At 48.2% G+C, this 15285-nt stretch carries 12 protein-coding genes and 2 pseudogenes; 7 read left to right on the forward strand and 7 right to left on the reverse strand.

Annotated elements, in window-relative coordinates:
• Positions 1–169: 169 nt before the first annotated feature.
• Positions 170–3382 carry a type I restriction-modification system endonuclease gene (gene hsdR / locus NST20_RS13540; protein ID WP_342399648.1) on the reverse strand — a complete coding sequence of 1071 codons (3213 nt, stop codon included), beginning with the start codon at positions 3380–3382 and terminating at the stop codon, positions 170–172.
• A gap of 536 nt (positions 3383–3918) precedes the next feature.
• Here hsdR and NST20_RS13545 point away from each other — a divergent pair.
• Positions 3919–5400, forward strand: coding sequence for an amino acid permease (locus NST20_RS13545; protein WP_342399649.1), 1482 nt, complete (start codon positions 3919–3921; stop codon positions 5398–5400).
• 181 nt (positions 5401–5581) lie between these two features.
• On the opposite strand, the gene NST20_RS13550 is transcribed toward NST20_RS13545, so the two are convergent.
• The 4 genes from NST20_RS13550 to NST20_RS13565 are packed head-to-tail and all read right to left on the reverse strand — an operon-like array spanning position 5582 to position 8295.
• The gene (locus NST20_RS13550) at positions 5582–6235 is read right to left on the reverse strand and encodes a TetR/AcrR family transcriptional regulator (protein ID WP_342399650.1); all 654 of its coding nucleotides are present in this window, start codon (positions 6233–6235) and stop codon (positions 5582–5584) included.
• Between the two features lie 13 nt (positions 6236–6248).
• Positions 6249–7472 carry an ABC transporter permease gene (locus NST20_RS13555; RefSeq protein WP_342399651.1) on the reverse strand — a complete coding sequence of 408 codons (1224 nt, stop codon included), beginning with the start codon at positions 7470–7472 and terminating at the stop codon, positions 6249–6251.
• Entirely contained in the window at positions 7469–7573 is a 105-nt protein-coding gene (locus NST20_RS13560; RefSeq protein ID WP_014097127.1) for a hypothetical protein, read from the reverse strand. The genes NST20_RS13555 and NST20_RS13560 overlap by 4 nt, the downstream gene beginning before the upstream one ends.
• Positions 7570–8295 carry an ABC transporter ATP-binding protein gene (locus NST20_RS13565; protein WP_342399652.1) on the reverse strand — a complete coding sequence of 242 codons (726 nt, stop codon included), beginning with the start codon at positions 8293–8295 and terminating at the stop codon, positions 7570–7572. The genes NST20_RS13560 and NST20_RS13565 overlap by 4 nt, the downstream gene beginning before the upstream one ends.
• A 212-nt stretch (positions 8296–8507) precedes the next feature.
• Here NST20_RS13565 and NST20_RS13570 point away from each other — a divergent pair, with 212 nt between their 5' ends.
• The 6 genes and pseudogenes from NST20_RS13570 (at position 8508) to NST20_RS13595 (ending at position 13652) form a co-directional block, all read left to right on the forward strand.
• Complete coding sequence (locus tag NST20_RS13570) at positions 8508–8924, forward strand: hemerythrin domain-containing protein (protein WP_342399653.1); 417 nt, start codon at positions 8508–8510, stop codon at positions 8922–8924.
• Between the two features lie 13 nt (positions 8925–8937).
• Complete coding sequence (locus tag NST20_RS13575; RefSeq protein WP_340713984.1) at positions 8938–9237, forward strand: hypothetical protein; 300 nt, start codon at positions 8938–8940, stop codon at positions 9235–9237.
• 17 nt (positions 9238–9254) lie between these two features.
• A complete protein-coding gene (locus NST20_RS13580; protein WP_017554051.1) occupies positions 9255–9524 on the forward strand; it encodes a hypothetical protein in 270 nt (89 codons plus the stop codon).
• A pseudogene (locus NST20_RS13585) lies at positions 9517–12002 on the forward strand (molybdopterin-dependent oxidoreductase); the annotation flags it as partial. The gene NST20_RS13580 and the pseudogene NST20_RS13585, both read left to right, overlap by 8 nt.
• Before the next feature lie 8 nt (positions 12003–12010).
• Positions 12011–12598, forward strand: a pseudogene (locus NST20_RS13590) (MFS transporter); the annotation flags it as partial.
• Positions 12599–12758: 160 nt separating this feature from the next.
• Entirely contained in the window at positions 12759–13652 is an 894-nt protein-coding gene (locus NST20_RS13595; protein WP_017554048.1) for a fructose bisphosphate aldolase, read from the forward strand.
• Positions 13653–14191: 539 nt separating this feature from the next.
• Here NST20_RS13595 and NST20_RS13600 read toward each other — a convergent pair.
• Together NST20_RS13600 and NST20_RS13605 are read right to left on the reverse strand one after the other, a co-directional pair.
• Complete coding sequence (locus tag NST20_RS13600; protein WP_258921074.1) at positions 14192–14389, reverse strand: hypothetical protein; 198 nt, start codon at positions 14387–14389, stop codon at positions 14192–14194.
• 251 nt (positions 14390–14640) lie between these two features.
• Positions 14641–15120 (reverse strand): hypothetical protein, encoded by a 480-nt coding sequence (locus tag NST20_RS13605; protein WP_342399654.1) that lies wholly within the window; start codon positions 15118–15120, stop codon positions 14641–14643.
• Positions 15121–15285 lie beyond the last annotated feature (165 nt).

Consider the following 15285-nt stretch of genomic DNA (forward strand, 5'->3'; position numbering starts at 1 on the left):
CAATTCCTTAGCATACATCATTGTACATGTACAATTATATATGCAAAATCCTAAAAAAGTCCACGTTTCTATCAAGTTTTTCCCGGCAAGGTTTAAATATCGGGTCTTTCAAAACAAAGAAACCCAGTTCATCCAACCGCCAAAATCCGGCTGGATGAACTGGGTATATTTATATCGCATACAGGTTATCATTAATCGTATCCACAATCCTATCAATTTCATCACCAAATTCTCGCTTCAAAATCTTATACCCGCCCTGGCTGCGGAACGGTTCTTCCCGAAACGCCTCTTCCGGGTTTGGCGCCAGCACCGGAACTTGCAGCAACTGCTTTTCAATCCGCTGCAGCCATTTTTTCTGCCGCGGCGTCCAGTCATGCAGGGCGTACACCTTTTGCATCGCCCGCCTGATCCGGGTTTCGTGATCAATAAGCGATTCGCCTAATGCAGCTTGGCGAATGAAACTGATGATATCGGCCGCAATATCTTCGTTTTTCGTTTGTTTCCAGGCCGTTTGCAAGTGGGATTGTTTAAACCCTTTCGTCTCCAGTATCGTAATTAATTCACGCAAGTCCTGCCTTGTTAAATCTTTCGGGCGCGTGCAAACGAGGTGGAGTGCGGGAATTTCATTGATATTTTCTTTAATAAATTTTACAAATCCATCCAGGTAATCTTCAGGTCGTTCATTCCCTTCACCATAGCCCCGGATGACTGCTGTTACCCGGTCTGCCTGATTGGAAATATAGCGTTTATCTCCACCTGTCCGGTAATTTTCCATGTACTCAAACAAGAGGCTGTTTTGCTTTGCTTCCTGCGGCGTGTAATATTGAATTTCTTTCGCCCAGTCTTCAATATTTTTGCCATTGGACAGCTCTTCAAATTTCTGTTTTGCTTCTTCACTGAGCCTTTGTTTGCGCCGCTGGATTTTTGCGCCCAACTGATCGCGGTAAAATTTGGCTTCTTCTTCCGTTTGCGCGTTCACAAGCGACTTGTACAGCTCGCCAATACTATCATGTTGCTGTTTCACGACTGGCTTCATTTCTGTATAAGGCTGAAGTTTATCGTAAATCCCAACAGCATCATAAATATGAAAATGGCTTTTCCCGATCTCAGGGCAAAGGCGGGTGGCGCGGCCGAGCATTTGATCATACAGAATACGGGATTGAACGCGGCGCAGAAATACGAGATTCGTAATGGCTGGCACATCTACACCGGTCGTGAGCAAATCAACCGTTACAACAACATTCGGCAGCCTTTCGTTTTTAAAACGTTTAATGGCATCCAGTGGCTTATAAATATACCCCGTAATTTTCATAATGGCATCATCTTCTATCTCATCGCCGCGTTCGGCATATGCCTCTTTCAATAAACGGACAACCAGGTCTGCATGCTGGTCGGTAGCAGCAAAAATCAGGGTTTTTTCTTTGCCGGACGGATCAATATAATCCGCCAGTTTATGCAGCACCGCCCTGTTAAAAGATTCGGTGATCACTTTTTTGTTAAACTGTTCCACTTCAAAATGAAGGGTATCTTCCATTTTTTCCAATTGAATTTCGCCGTTTTCTGCATCATACACTTCGACTTCTTCATCTTTCTCAAAAGTGATCCCCGCTTGCGAAAGTTCCGTTTTGAATACATAAGGCGGCTCATGGTCAACCAGATAGCCGTCCAGTACCGCTTCACTGTACGAGTATTTAAAGATCGGCATGCCAAAAATTTGCGTCGTGTGAAGCGCCGGTGTCGCAGTCAGCCCTAAACAGGCTGCATCAAAATAGTCAAGAACGCGCCGGTACTGGCTGACATAATCATTTTGATCCCTGAACAAAAGCTCTTCTTCGGACATTTCCCTGTCGCTTGTATAGCCGCGGTGCGCTTCATCTACAATGATAAAATCGTACTGCCCTACACTCGGAATCTTTTCTTCATTGCTGTAGAAAAGCCTGCGCACCATTCCCTGCACCGTTGCAATATGCACCTTTGTTGCCACTTCCGGTGAAATGTCCCCGATCGACTTCACATCATAAATATCAGAGAATGAATAACCTTCAATCTTCGTATCTTTCAGGGCATCTTCCGTTTGTTTCCCGAGTGAGTTGCGGTCGACAAGAAAAAGAATGCGTCTGCATTTTTTCGATTTAATGAGCCGGTACATGAGCGCAATCGCGGTACGGGTTTTCCCGGTCCCTGTTGCCATGGCGATCAGCATTCTTCTTTGTCCGGCTTTCAGCGCTTCTTCGGCAGCCAGCACCGCCTTTTCCTGATACGGGCGCAATCCGAATATCGAGATGCTTTCTTCTTCGAGCCGCTGATTGGCATCCTCATCATCCTGGCCCAGTAACATTAGCAAATCATCGGGAGAGTGCCAGCCTTCAAGCGGGCGGGCGTGTTCAAGCGGCTTACGGGAATCCCAAAACCAAATGCCCGATTCCTCTTGAAGCTGCCTGAGAAAAGGCCGGCCATTGGTTGCGTATAGGAAAGGCACCTTATATTCATTTCGCGTTTGCAAAATCTCTTCATTTTCAATTTGGCGCACTTGCCTTGCATACGCTTTTGTCTGGCTTTCCAGCGCGCTTGGAATCGTTCTTTTCTTCGCCTTTGCTTCAATGAGCCCGACCAATTTCAAACCGATAAATAAAGCATAGTCCGCTCTGCCGCTGCCCACTTTCCATTCCGCAATGGCCATATTCCGGTTCTTTTCAGGCACTGTACCATGTGTATAATGATTCAACAACGTTGTATCTGCTTCCCAGCCGGCCGCACGCAACTTCTCATCAATAATGGCACGTGTTTCCGATTCCGTCAGTTCGTGGCGGCGCATAAAAGTTGCGGCTCTCTTTTTCCGTTTCGTTTTCTCTTCCGCATTCTCTTCAGAAGCTTTTGCTCTAATGGATTCTAACTCGTCTTCAAGCTTTTTCAGCTTCTCTTCGTATTCCTGTTGAAGCTGTTCCGTATCGACTTTCTTCTGCTCTTTCGGCTCTATGTATTCCGGCGCTTGAAAATCCCATTCTCCGTATACTTCCATAAACCAAATGGACAATCGAAAAGCGAGCCTAAGCAGTGCTTTTGCTTCCCCCGTTGTAAATTTCAGCGCTTCGTGCATCGCCTGGTTGCCCTTGCGGCGCAGCGTCTCAAAAATATCCACCAGCTCCGGCTCAATCAAACCTTCTCTGCGCAGCGTATGGATACGATCCACTTGGGATGTCCCGTATGCTTCCTTAATATTTTCGGCTGCCAGTACGAACTTGGTCAACGTCTCAGCAAACAACCTAAGCTTCATAATCGTTGTATGGGGATCCTGATAAATATTTCTCTCAGCCGTCTCACCCAAATTTGCAAGCACATCCCATTTCCCTTTAAAAAATGAAAAGTTGCTTTTCACTTTCATCACCGTTTTCTTTTTACTTTGCTTTTATTATACAACAAACTATTTATACTTTGGGCGCACAGGGAAACGTTGTCATTGGGTTGAATCAAAATACTGGGTGGCTGAACATATATCCCCTATATTTTTGCGTAAAAGAGAGTCTGTGATGACGTTTTCAACTGTGCTCAACTTTAAGGTGTACAAAATGCCCCCTGATTTACAAACACAATGGCATTTTTATTAGCATCCCGGCAGAAATCGGGCCGCCGGGGTCTCATGTTCGCCATGTCTGTGTGTGACCCTCTTTTTGACATTATTTTAGCCGCATGCAAATGGATTTTGCATCCTGAAGGGAAATGCACTCGCGGCCCGCAACATAATCATGCCGGCGCCAAATCATGGTTCGCGCATGTGCAAAAAAATTTTGCATGCATCGCGTTTGCTTCACGAAAAACAGCTCCTCCGCCTTTGGCATGAAAATTGCAAAAAGTCCTGATATGAGAATATATACATTTTTGCAAGCGTTCTTATGAAACGAATGAAGGGGGAAAAGAAAAATGGAATTGGAAAAGCAGCAGGACATCCATCTTCCAAAGCAGCAGGGCAGGACACTCCGAAAAGGACTGAAAGCACGCCATTTAACGATGATTTCGATCGGGGGCTCCATCGGAACCGGCCTGTTTCTCGGGAGCGGCGCGGCGATCCATTCGGCGGGGCCGGGCGGAGCACTTGTCGCATACGCACTGGTCGGGGCAATGGTGTATTTTGTCATGACAAGCCTTGGGGAAATGTCCGCCTACATGCCGACAAGCGGCGCGTTCAGCACATACGGGACAAAATTCGTCGATCCCGCTTTCGGATTTGCAATTGGCTGGACTTACTGGTTCAACTGGGCGATGACGATTGCTGCCGAACTGACCGCTTCGATTATGATCATGAAGTTCTGGTTTCCGCACAGCCCGTCGTTATTATGGAGCATGTCCTTTTTTGTGCTCATTTTCCTGCTCAATTATTTGACCGTCAGAGGTTATGGCGAAGGGGAATACTGGTTTTCTTTCATCAAAGTGGCGGCGATTATTCTTTTTATCGTTGTCGGCTTATTGATGGTTTTTGGCCTTCTTGGCGGGGAAGCAGCCGGCGTAAAAAATTTCACTACAGGGAAGGCACCGTTTCCGGGCGGGTTTCTCGGCACTTTTCTCGTCTTTATTGCGGCCGGTTTTTCGTTTCAGGGGACGGAAATTGTCGGGGTTGCCGCCGGGGAAAGCGAAAATCCGGCGAAAAATGTGCCGAAAGCGATTAAAAATGTTTTCTGGAGAATTCTATTATTCTATGTGCTTGCCATCCTTGTCATCGGGCTCCTTGTCCCGTATACAAACAGCAGCCTGGAAAGCGAAAATGTTCTCCTCAGCCCGTTCACGCTTGTCTTTAAAAAAGCCGGCCTTTCATTTGCAGCTTCGATGATGAATGCCGTGATCCTGGCCGCTGTTCTGTCAGCCGGCAATTCCAGCCTGTACGCATCCACGCGCATGCTTTACGCGATGGCAAAGGAAGGACAGGCCCCGCGTATTTTTTCAAAGCTTGACAGGCGCGGCGTCCCGGTGCCGGCCATGATTTTAACCGCAGTTGTCGGTATGCTTGCGTTTTTCACTTCCATTTTCGGGGACGGTGTTGTATATATCTGGCTGATGAATTCGATCGGCATCACCAGCTTTATTTTCTGGCTCGGCATCTGCGTCAGCCATTACCGGTTCCGCAAAGCTTTTCTCGCGCAAGGGCACGCGCTCGATGAACTTCCTTACAGAGCGAAATGGTATCCGTTCGGCCCGGTTTTTGCCATTGCCGTTTGCCTGATTGTGACACTCGCCCAGGACTACCAGGCATTTCTCGCACCGCATATCAACTGGGGAAATGTCATTGCGGCCTATCTCGGCATCCCGTTCTTTCTCGTCTTGTGGTTCGGGTACAAAATCGCAAGAAAAACAAAAATCGTGCCGCTTGATGCACACGATTTCCATGCAATCGCAGAACCCAATAAATAAACCGGGCTCTAAAGTCCTAGGCTTGGGAGCTCCGGCCTGGACATGTTTTTATAAAAAATGCCGGAAAAACTTTGCCCTTGAAATCGTCATGAAGCAACGCAAAGCCGGATTCGTTTGACAAGCCCCGAATAGCAGAAAAGAACCCGGAATTTCGGGTTCTTTTATTTTGCCGCAGATGCGCCTATCTGTTCCGCACCCCGTCCATGATAAACCGGACGGCGGATTCAATCTCAGCCTCTTCATCCCGGGATCCGTTCAGCCCGAAGACAAACTTCAAAATAAATGTGCCGCCGATTGAAAAAAAGATATGCCTTGCCATCGCTTCCGCGGGCCGGCCTGCCAGTTCCCCGCGTTCCTGGAAAGCGCGGATCACCTGCACCAGCCGGGAACCGATATTTTCCGCAACATACGGCATCAGTTCATGGCGGATTTCTTCATTATAAAAAAACTCTTTTACGATGATTTGGAAAATCTCCCTGTTCTGTTTTAAAAAGAGAAGCCGGTCCCGGAGCAGGTTCCGCAAAAAGTCCTCAAAACCGAGGCCATGGTTTGACAGCAGTTTTTCAAAAAGCTCTTCCGCCATCAAAGGAATCGAATCTTTTAAAAACGGAACGATCAGCGAAACAAGCAAATGGTCTTTCGTGCCGAAGTGCCGGAAAATCGTCCCTTCTGCAACGCCGGCCGCTTTTGCAATTTCGCTTGTCGGCGTATTGCCATACCCTTTCTCTGCAAACAAGGCAATGGCTGCCTCCATGATTTTTTGTTTTTTATCCGTGAGCTTCGCGTCCGTCCTTTTTTGCTCCTTCATTGCTTCCAGAAGATTATATTTCGGCAAATTTTCTCCCCCTTTACAGCGCACGGTAACGCCGCAACGCGACAATATTGAGCAGAATAAAAATCACTGCAAAAACAACAAGCGCCGTCAAGTCTTTCCATACATCCCCAAGGCCCATGCCTTCATACATGACCCGCTTTAAGGCATCGGCACCGTAATAAATCGGCATCACTTTTGCAAGCGCCTGCAGCCAGACGGCCATCCCTTTTAACGGAATAATGCCGGAGAAAAAGATCTGCGGCACCACGACAAGCGGAATAAACTGTACCATTTGAAACTCTGAAGCCGCAAAAGACGATAATAAAATCCCGAGAGACAGCGCCACAAGCGCGAGCATCAAATTAACGAGCAGGACATTCCAGAGTGAACCGGCAAGCACCATATCCAGCACGTTCACCGCGTAAAACACGACAATCACGGTCTGGATGACAGCAAAAATGCCGAAACCCGCCAAATAAGCGGCCACAATTTCGCCCCGCTTGACCGGCGTTGCCATCAGGCGGTCGAGCGTGCCCGTTGTCCGCTCTTTCAAAAGCCCAATGCCGGAGATTAAAAATACGAAAAAGAAAACGAAGAAACCCACCAAAATTGGGCTCAGCACATCAAAATATGCCGTATGGCTATTGCCGTATACATATTTTGCTGATACATCCGGTTTGGAAAAAGCCACTTTGACCGGCGCCTGCAACACGCGTTTCGTTCTTTCCGCCTGTTCTTCCAGCTGCTGCACTTTCCCAAAGGCGGGTGACTGTGCGGGAACCTGTTTGATCAAAATATGCTGCGCCTCATTTTGCAAGGCAATGATTTTCTGCACGTCTTGAAGCGTCTTTGCCTGTGCTTTGATTTGTTCGGCCAGCTGCTGCGTGGATTCCGCCGCAATCGCCTGCTTCACTTTCATCTGCAGCGATTTGGCAGTAGACGGATCATTGTTTTGCAAAGTGAGGACATACGATCCACCCTTTTTCTCAAGCAGCCCGTCAAGATTTCCATTCAGCACGGTTTGCTCCGGATCTTTTACTGTTTCATAGTGTTTGATTTTCATATCCGCTTTATCCAACACTTTTACAAGGCTTGCGTCCACGTGGCTGATCCCGAGTCTCGGGCTGGTTGAGCTGCCGTTAAAGAAAAAGTACATAAGCGTCAAAATCAACAGCGGCGCGAGAAACAACAGCGCCAATGTGCGTTTGTCCCTCAGCATTTCCAACAAAATTCTTTTGATGAGTGCGGCTGTCCTCATTGCCCGTCTCTCCCTGCTTTCAGGAATATCCGGTTTGCATCATCTGTTTGAAGCAGTTCTTTTAATCCGGCCGTATCGAGCAAAAAGCTGGTTCTCTTCATTTTCCGGTCCTCCCCGCTTTCAAAAACACTTCATTTAAGCCGGCTGCTTCATACATTGCTTTCAACTCGCCCGGTGAGCCGTGCGCCAAAATTTTTCCTTCCCGGATCATGGCGACCGTATCGCATTTTTCCGCTTCATCCATCACATGCGTCGTGACGATCATCGTTTTGCCTTCTTCATTTTTGAGGCGGAGCAGTTCATCCCAGATATTTGCCCTTAGTTCCGGGTCAATGCCGACAGTCGGTTCGTCCAGAATGAGCAATTCCGGATCCTGGATCAGCGCAATCGCAAGCGACAGCCGCCGTTTCATCCCGCCGGAATAGGCAGACACTTTTTTATTGAGGTCATCCTGCAAATGGACAAGGCCCGCCGCGTAGGCAATCCGCTCATGCCGTTCCGCCTTCCCCATTTTATAGAGCGATGCGAAAAATTTCAGGTTTTCCTTTCCGGTCAGCTGCATATACAATGCGTCTGACTGTGCCATATAGCCGATATGCTGCAAAACTTCAAGATTCGGCATCTTTTCTCCCAGCACATGGACCGTGCCGGCATCCGTTTTTTCCATCCCGACCATCATTTTGACCAAAGTGGTTTTCCCTGCTCCCGACGGCCCGATCAAGCCGTAAATCCGGCCCTTCCCGATTTTCAAACGGATATCGTTTAACACAGGCTTTTTCCCGAACTGCTTGCTTATATGTTCCATCACAACCGCAGCTTCCATCCCCGGCCCTCCTCTTTTAGATAAGTGAGTAATGACTCACTTACTATATTGCCATGAAGAAAGCTGGCTGTCAATAAAAAGTGAGTGGTCACTTTAAATCCGGCAAAAATCTGCCCCATTCTCCATTTTTTGCTTATTATCGGGGCCATTGGGACAATCTTAACATTAGAATATGGGAAACGATTCCACATCCAACATAAAGGAGCGAAAACATGTCAGGACCATCTTTAAGGCACGCGGACAGCCATTCGTCCATCCATGAAGCAGCATTAAATGAAGCCCGCGATTTAACGGATTTGCTTGCGCAGCTGCTCGGGAAAAATTTGCACGCGGAGGCGCTGAAAACTGCTTTGATTCTGCTTGAACATTGGGAAACAAGGACGCTCGCGCACGCGCAGGCAGAGGAGGAAGGCCTGTACCCGGAGCTGCTTGCCGAAAATGAAAACATGAAGGATAAGCTCACCGCCCTTGACCGCGACCATGATCTAATGCGGAAACTGGCACAGGCAGTAAAAAAGGATTTGCAGCAGGAAAAGCTGGATCGGCAAACCGTCCGGCAATTTTATGCCTTGATTTGTATCGATGAAATACATAATCACGAAGAAGAAAGCGTACTCCCCCATCATTGAAGAGGTGTGAATCATGAAAGAACAACAGGAAAAACCGCTGTTTTCCGTCTCCCCGCCGCTTTACCATACGTTCATGCAGACATTTGAACTGCATCATATTCATCTGTATGACGCAGATCCGGCGGGCGTTGAAAAGGAAAACGGGATTGAAGTGGTGTTACGCTACGGCGATCGTTTTCAACATGAAACAAGAAAATGCTTCTCCTTCTCCGATATTGAAAACGCGCCGCTAGTGGCGGAATTTTTCAATCAAGCGGCGGAATCATGCAAAGAAGTGCTGATTGCAGATTACTACAAAATGATGAAAAGCTGATAAGGGAAGGTGAAAACATGTTCCAGTTTGAAGACGCAGATTTGATCCAGGATCGCGAAGATTTGATCACCATTATGCGTATGCGTTTCGGTGATATCCCCCCGGCATTCATTGAAACCATTTATCAATTAAACGATCCGAATACACTGCAGCGGCTCATTCTGGCCAGCGCCAATGCCCAGGACTTCGAAGTCGTGGAAGAAGAACTCCGGGCCGAATCCGGCAGCATCCGGTTAACGGGCGAACGCTTCAATCCATTCGGGAAAGGAAATGACGGCCATGTATAAGGACAACAAGCTGCTTCAGCGGCTGAGGCATTTAAAACGCGGAAAACGGATCAACGACGGCTGGACGGAAGAAAGCCCGCGCTCGCGCGATGCAGAAAAATATTACCGCAGGCGTTACGGCTACGACAACATTGTCCGCTCCACGCACGGGGTCAATTGCACCGGCTCCTGCAGCTGGCGGGTTTACGTGAAAGACGGGATCATCACAGCCGAGACGCAGTACACCGACTATCCGACAACCGGCAGCAACTTCCCGGAATACGAACCACGCGGATGCCCGCGGGGGGCGAGCTTTTCCTGGTATACGTACAGCCCGACCCGCGTAAAATTCCCTTATATTCGCCAGGACTTAATCGAACTTTGGCGGGCGGAAAAAGAAAAAGGCCATGACCCTGTCACGGCATGGGCGAATATTGCCGGAGACCAAGCAAAACGCGCCCGGTATGTCAGTGCCAGAGGAAAAGGCGGTTTTGTGCGCGCCGATTGGAAAACGGCGTGTGAAATCATCGGCGCTGCCTCGATTTACACGATCAAAACGTACGGCCCCGACCGGATCGCCGGCTTCAGCCCGATCCCGGCGATGTCGATGGTCAGCTATGCGGCCGGCACCCGGTTTTTATCGTTGATCGGCGGCACGATCCTGAGCTTTTACGACTGGTACGCCGACCTCCCGCCCGCTTCCCCGCAAATCTGGGGAGAACAGACGGACGTTCCGGAAAGCGCGGACTGGTATAATGCCAAATACTTTATCATCTGGGGCACAAACCTGCCGCAAACGCGGACGCCGGATGCCCATTTTATGGTGGAATCCCGCTATAACGGGACAAAGATTGTCGGTATCAGCCCGGATTATGCCGAATACGACAAATTTGCGGATATTTGGTTGCCTGCACGCGCCGGCACGGACGGGGCGCTTGCCCTTGCAATGACGCATGTCATTTTAAAAGAATTTTACATTGACCGCGAAACGCCATATTTTTCCGATTATGCAAAAAAATATACGGATCTGCCTTTTCTCGTTGAAATTGACGAAAAAAACGGGGAGGCCCGGTCCGGCCGTTTTCTGCGGGCAACGGATCTCACGGACGGCGAAAAACTTGGCGAATGGAAAACGCTTGTCTGGGACAAGGCGGCAAACAGCCCCCAGATCCCGAACGGCAGCCAGGGTTTCCGCTGGGACGGCAGCAGCAAGTGGAATCTCGAGCTGACAAAAGACGACGGCAGTGCGATCGATCCGAAATTAAGTTTTATGGATGACTATGATGAAACCGTGGCTGTCACTTTCCCTTACTTTGCCGATAAGGAAGGCGGCACGATCAAGCGGGCGGTCCCGGTCAAACGGTTAAAGACAAAAGACGGGCAGACGGTGAAGTTTACCACTGTATTTGATCTTTTCTGCTCGCACCTCGGCGTGGACCGCGGCCTGCCGGGCGATTTCGCGGCGGATTACAATGACGCAAACGCGCCGTACACCCCGGCCTGGCAGGAAAGCATTACCGGCGTGAAAAAAGCGCACGTCATCCAGGTCGCGCGCGAGTTTGCCGACAATGCCGCCCGCACAAACGGAAAATCGATGATAGCCATGGGCGGCGGGACCAACCACTGGTACCACAGCGACCAAATTTACCGCTGCATTTTAAACCTGGTCATGCTGACGGGATCACAAGGCGTAAACGGCGGCGGCTGGGCCCATTATGTCGGGCAAGAAAAAGTGCGCCCGCTCGAAGGCTGGCAGCAAATCGCCTTTGCCAACGACTGGACAAAACCGCAACGCTTCCAAAACGGCACATCTTTTTTCTACTTTGTAACGGACCAGTACCGGTACGAAGCGCGCATCAGTTTGTCAGCATGGATTTCCGGATGACCAGTTCCGGCCTGTTTTCGGATATTGTTTTGCCGGCTGCCACATGGTATGAGAAATTTGACCTCTCAAGCACCGACATGCACCCGTTCGTCCACCCGTTTAACGCGGCGATCTCCCCGCCGTGGGAATCGAAAAGCGACTGGGAAGCGTTTAAGGAGATCGGAAGAACATTTTCGGAACTCGCAAAAGAGCACTTGCCGGCGTGCGAAGACCTTGTCATGACGCCACTCGGCAAAGACACGCCGAATGAAATCGGCCAGCCGTTCGGGGAAGTGAAAGACTGGCGCAAAGGCGAAGCGGAGGCGGTACCGGGCAAAACGATGCCAAACTTCGTCATTGTGGAGCGCGACTATCCGAATGTTTTTCAAAAAATGACCACAGTCGGCCCGAACATTCAAAACGGATACGGCAGCAAAGGCATTCAGATCCCCGGCGAAGGCGTTTATAAAGATTTGCTTTCCCGCCTCGGAAAATCACAGCGGGAAGGGGTTGGAAAAGGGCTCCCGGATTTATCGTCCGACAAGCAGGCGATTGAAGCGATTCTCCTTATGTCCGGCGCCACCAACGGGAAACTGGCGGTCGAAGAATGGAAAGCACTTGAAAAGAAAACAGGGCGTTTGCGGAAGAGTTGAAAAAAGTGTACCGGGACAGGCGGCTCTGGTTCCTCAGTATTTTTTACTTTATTACATTCGGTTCGTTCGTTGCCTTTACTGTCTACCTGCCAAACTTTTTGGTGTCGAATTTTTCCCTCGCCAAAGTAGATGCCGGTATGCGGACAGCGGGTTTTATTTTGCTGGCAACATTGCTGCGGCCGCTCGGAGGCTTTCTTTCCGATAAATATAATCCTTATACGGTGCTGGCATTCACCTTCATCGGGTTGACGATATCCGGCATCCTGCTTTCCTTCAGCCTCGGGATTACGCTGTTTACGATTGGCTGCCTTGCCGTCGCTTTCTGTGCCGGTATCGGAAACGGTGCGGTTTTCAAGCTCGTTCCGCTTTATTTCTCAAACCAGGCGGGGACGGTAAATGGCATCGTCGCAGCTGCCGGAGGGCTCGGCGGTTTCTTCCCCCCGCTCCTTTTAACATTCGTTTACGGGCTGACCAAAAGCTATGCGATCGGCTTCATGTCCCTTTCGGAAGTGGCCCTCGCAAGCCTTGTGCTCGTTTTCTGGATGGGATTCAGCGAGCAAAACCGCGTGCCGGAATAACCGCCCGTCTTCTTTTTTAGGGGGCATGCAAATGAATATATTCAATATATTTTTTTCTCCCAATCAGTAGTGTTATGCTTATGCATAGAGGTTTCTTTTTCATTCATTGGGATATGAAGAAAAAGAAACCCTTCAAAAAACCTTATAAGGAGAGATCAGGATGAACCAAACACAGTTCGACAAAGTTAAGAACGGAAAAGGTTTTATTGCGGCGCTCGACCAAAGCGGCGGCAGCACACCGAAAGCATTGGCAAACTACGGCGTGCCGGAAGATGCCTATTCAAACGAAGACGAAATGTTTGATCTTATCCACCAAATGCGGACAAGAATCATCACTTCTCCGGCTTTTGATGGCAAATACATCCTCGGCGCTATTTTATTCGAACAAACGATGGACCGCCAGATTGAAGGCTTGTACACTGCGGAATACCTGGCCGAGAAAAAAGGCATTGTCCCATTTTTAAAAGTGGACAAAGGGCTTGCGAATCTTGAAAACGGCGTTCAGCTGATGAAGCCGATCCCGGATCTGGATGCGACACTCCGGCGTGCAAATGAACACCATATTTTCGGGACCAAAATGCGCTCCGTCATTAAGGAAGCCAACCCGGAAGGCATTAAAGCCGTGGTTGACCAGCAGTTTGAAGTGGCAAAACAAATCCTCGCGGCAGGCCTCGTTCCGATTATTGAACCGGAAGTAGACATCCATAGTGCAGACAAAGAAAAATGCGAGGAATTGTTAAAGGCAGAACTACTCAATCATCTGAACGAATTGCCGGAAAAGGATCATGTGATGCTGAAGCTCACCATTCCGACCGTGCCAAATGTCTACAAAGCATTGGTTGAGCACCCGCGCGTTATCCGCGTTGTTGCCCTTTCCGGCGGCTATTCCCGCGAAGAAGCCAATCAAAAACTGAAAGAAAACGATGGCATCATCGCAAGCTTTTCGCGTGCTTTAACCGGAGAACTCAACGCCAGCCAGACAGACGAAGAATTTAACGCCGCTTTGGAAAAAGCAGTCAAATCGATCTATGATGCTTCGGTCAATAAAAACTAACAGAAACCAGCAGGGCACCCTTCGTCCTGCTGGTTTTATTTTTATCAACTTCCCCGAGGCCAGGAAAACAGCGGGAGGTTTTTTTCAGACTGAAAAGATGCATTTTGCAGAAGATACCCCGCAAAAAACCATCATGTTTCCCCGCTTTGTGCATATGTATCGTAAAAAAGAAAGGAATGGCGCCATTCTTAGGATGGCGCTGCGTTAGAAGCGGGCATGGGCCTCTATGTTAAGATACTCAGAAAAAAACAACATGCTTCTTGGCATAGAGCCCGTCTATGTTAAGAAAGCGAGCATAAGGGATGACACTCCTTTACATAGAGGCCTCCTATGTTAAGAAAGCGAGCATAATGAATAGCATTCCTTTACATAGAGACCTCCTTTGTTAAGCAAGCGACCATAATGAATAGTTTGCTGTTTCAAGTTTTAGTAATAAGCATTATTGTAGTTTAGGACAAAATGAATCCCCTTGTGATACAAGGTTCCCAAACCACCAAATATAAAAAAGCCCTCACTCCTGAAGAGTGAAGACTCCATTTTCAATGCATTCCTTCCCATTCTCCCTGGTTTTTGGATGATTTCATCTTTTTCGCTTTTTCTTTGTGCATGCGGTTGGCCGCCGCACTGCCCGCACCATCGCCCAGCTGTTGCAATTCTCTTGAATATTCAGAATCAGTTTTAGCTGAGTCAAAGCCTTCTTTGTTCTTTTGTTCTGCATCGTGTTTCCACTTTGGCATGGCCATCCCTCCTTGTTTTTAGTATGGAAATGAAACAAACAAATATGCAACGAAGGGGCAAAAGCAAAGTCGATGCTTTTTCAATTTGATGGCAGTTGGATAGAAAAGAGAAACTGTGGATGAAGATCCCGCCATGGTTTTCAAATGAGCAGTTACAATCCCCCGGCCTCATCACCATTCGCAGGTTTTGCATGAGATTGAAAAATTGAAAACACCGGCGATTTGCCTTTGGAAAACTGTCTTACTACCCTTTACACCGGCACTCCTCCCCTTTTTCTTAACTTTTCATACAATCCCTGCATCCCATACAACAAATAAGCCTTATAGTGAAGATATATAAAAAATTGAATGTGGCTCAGCTGATTAAGGGAGACAATCCGCAACTTTTTTAATACATCTATGAACAGAAAAGCAAAAAGTCCATCTGCAATAATGTTCATCAGTACAAATTTTTTAAAGTTTCCGTACGAATACTTTAAAATCCACATCGATAGCGGCATATACGGGCCGACGCTGAAAGGCAGCTCATCCCTTAGAAAGGATACTTTTTTATCGTAAAACTTCCACCACTTCCGCATATGGCCAAATAAATGATTTATAATTTCAAACAAACCAATACAAGCACTCGCCAAAGCATAGCGTTTCACATTACGCCTTCCTAAAAATAGAAGGGACGCCCATGGAATCACTATGATCGCCAAATTAAAATACAAGTGCCGTTTTGTCATCATAACTGGTTCACCCCAAACTGGTTTTGTTCATTAACATGCCCCATTCAGATGAAAAAAACCGCTGTATTTTCCGGAAGACACTGAAAAAGTGATGTTTTATTTTATACAAGATACAGAAAAAAAACGCTGAGGCACGATTAATGGTGGTGAATCCCCACCAGTTTG

It is taken from the genome of Weizmannia sp. FSL W8-0676 (genome assembly GCF_038593015.1).
Lineage (GTDB): Bacteria > Bacillota > Bacilli > Bacillales > Bacillaceae_C > Weizmannia > Weizmannia coagulans.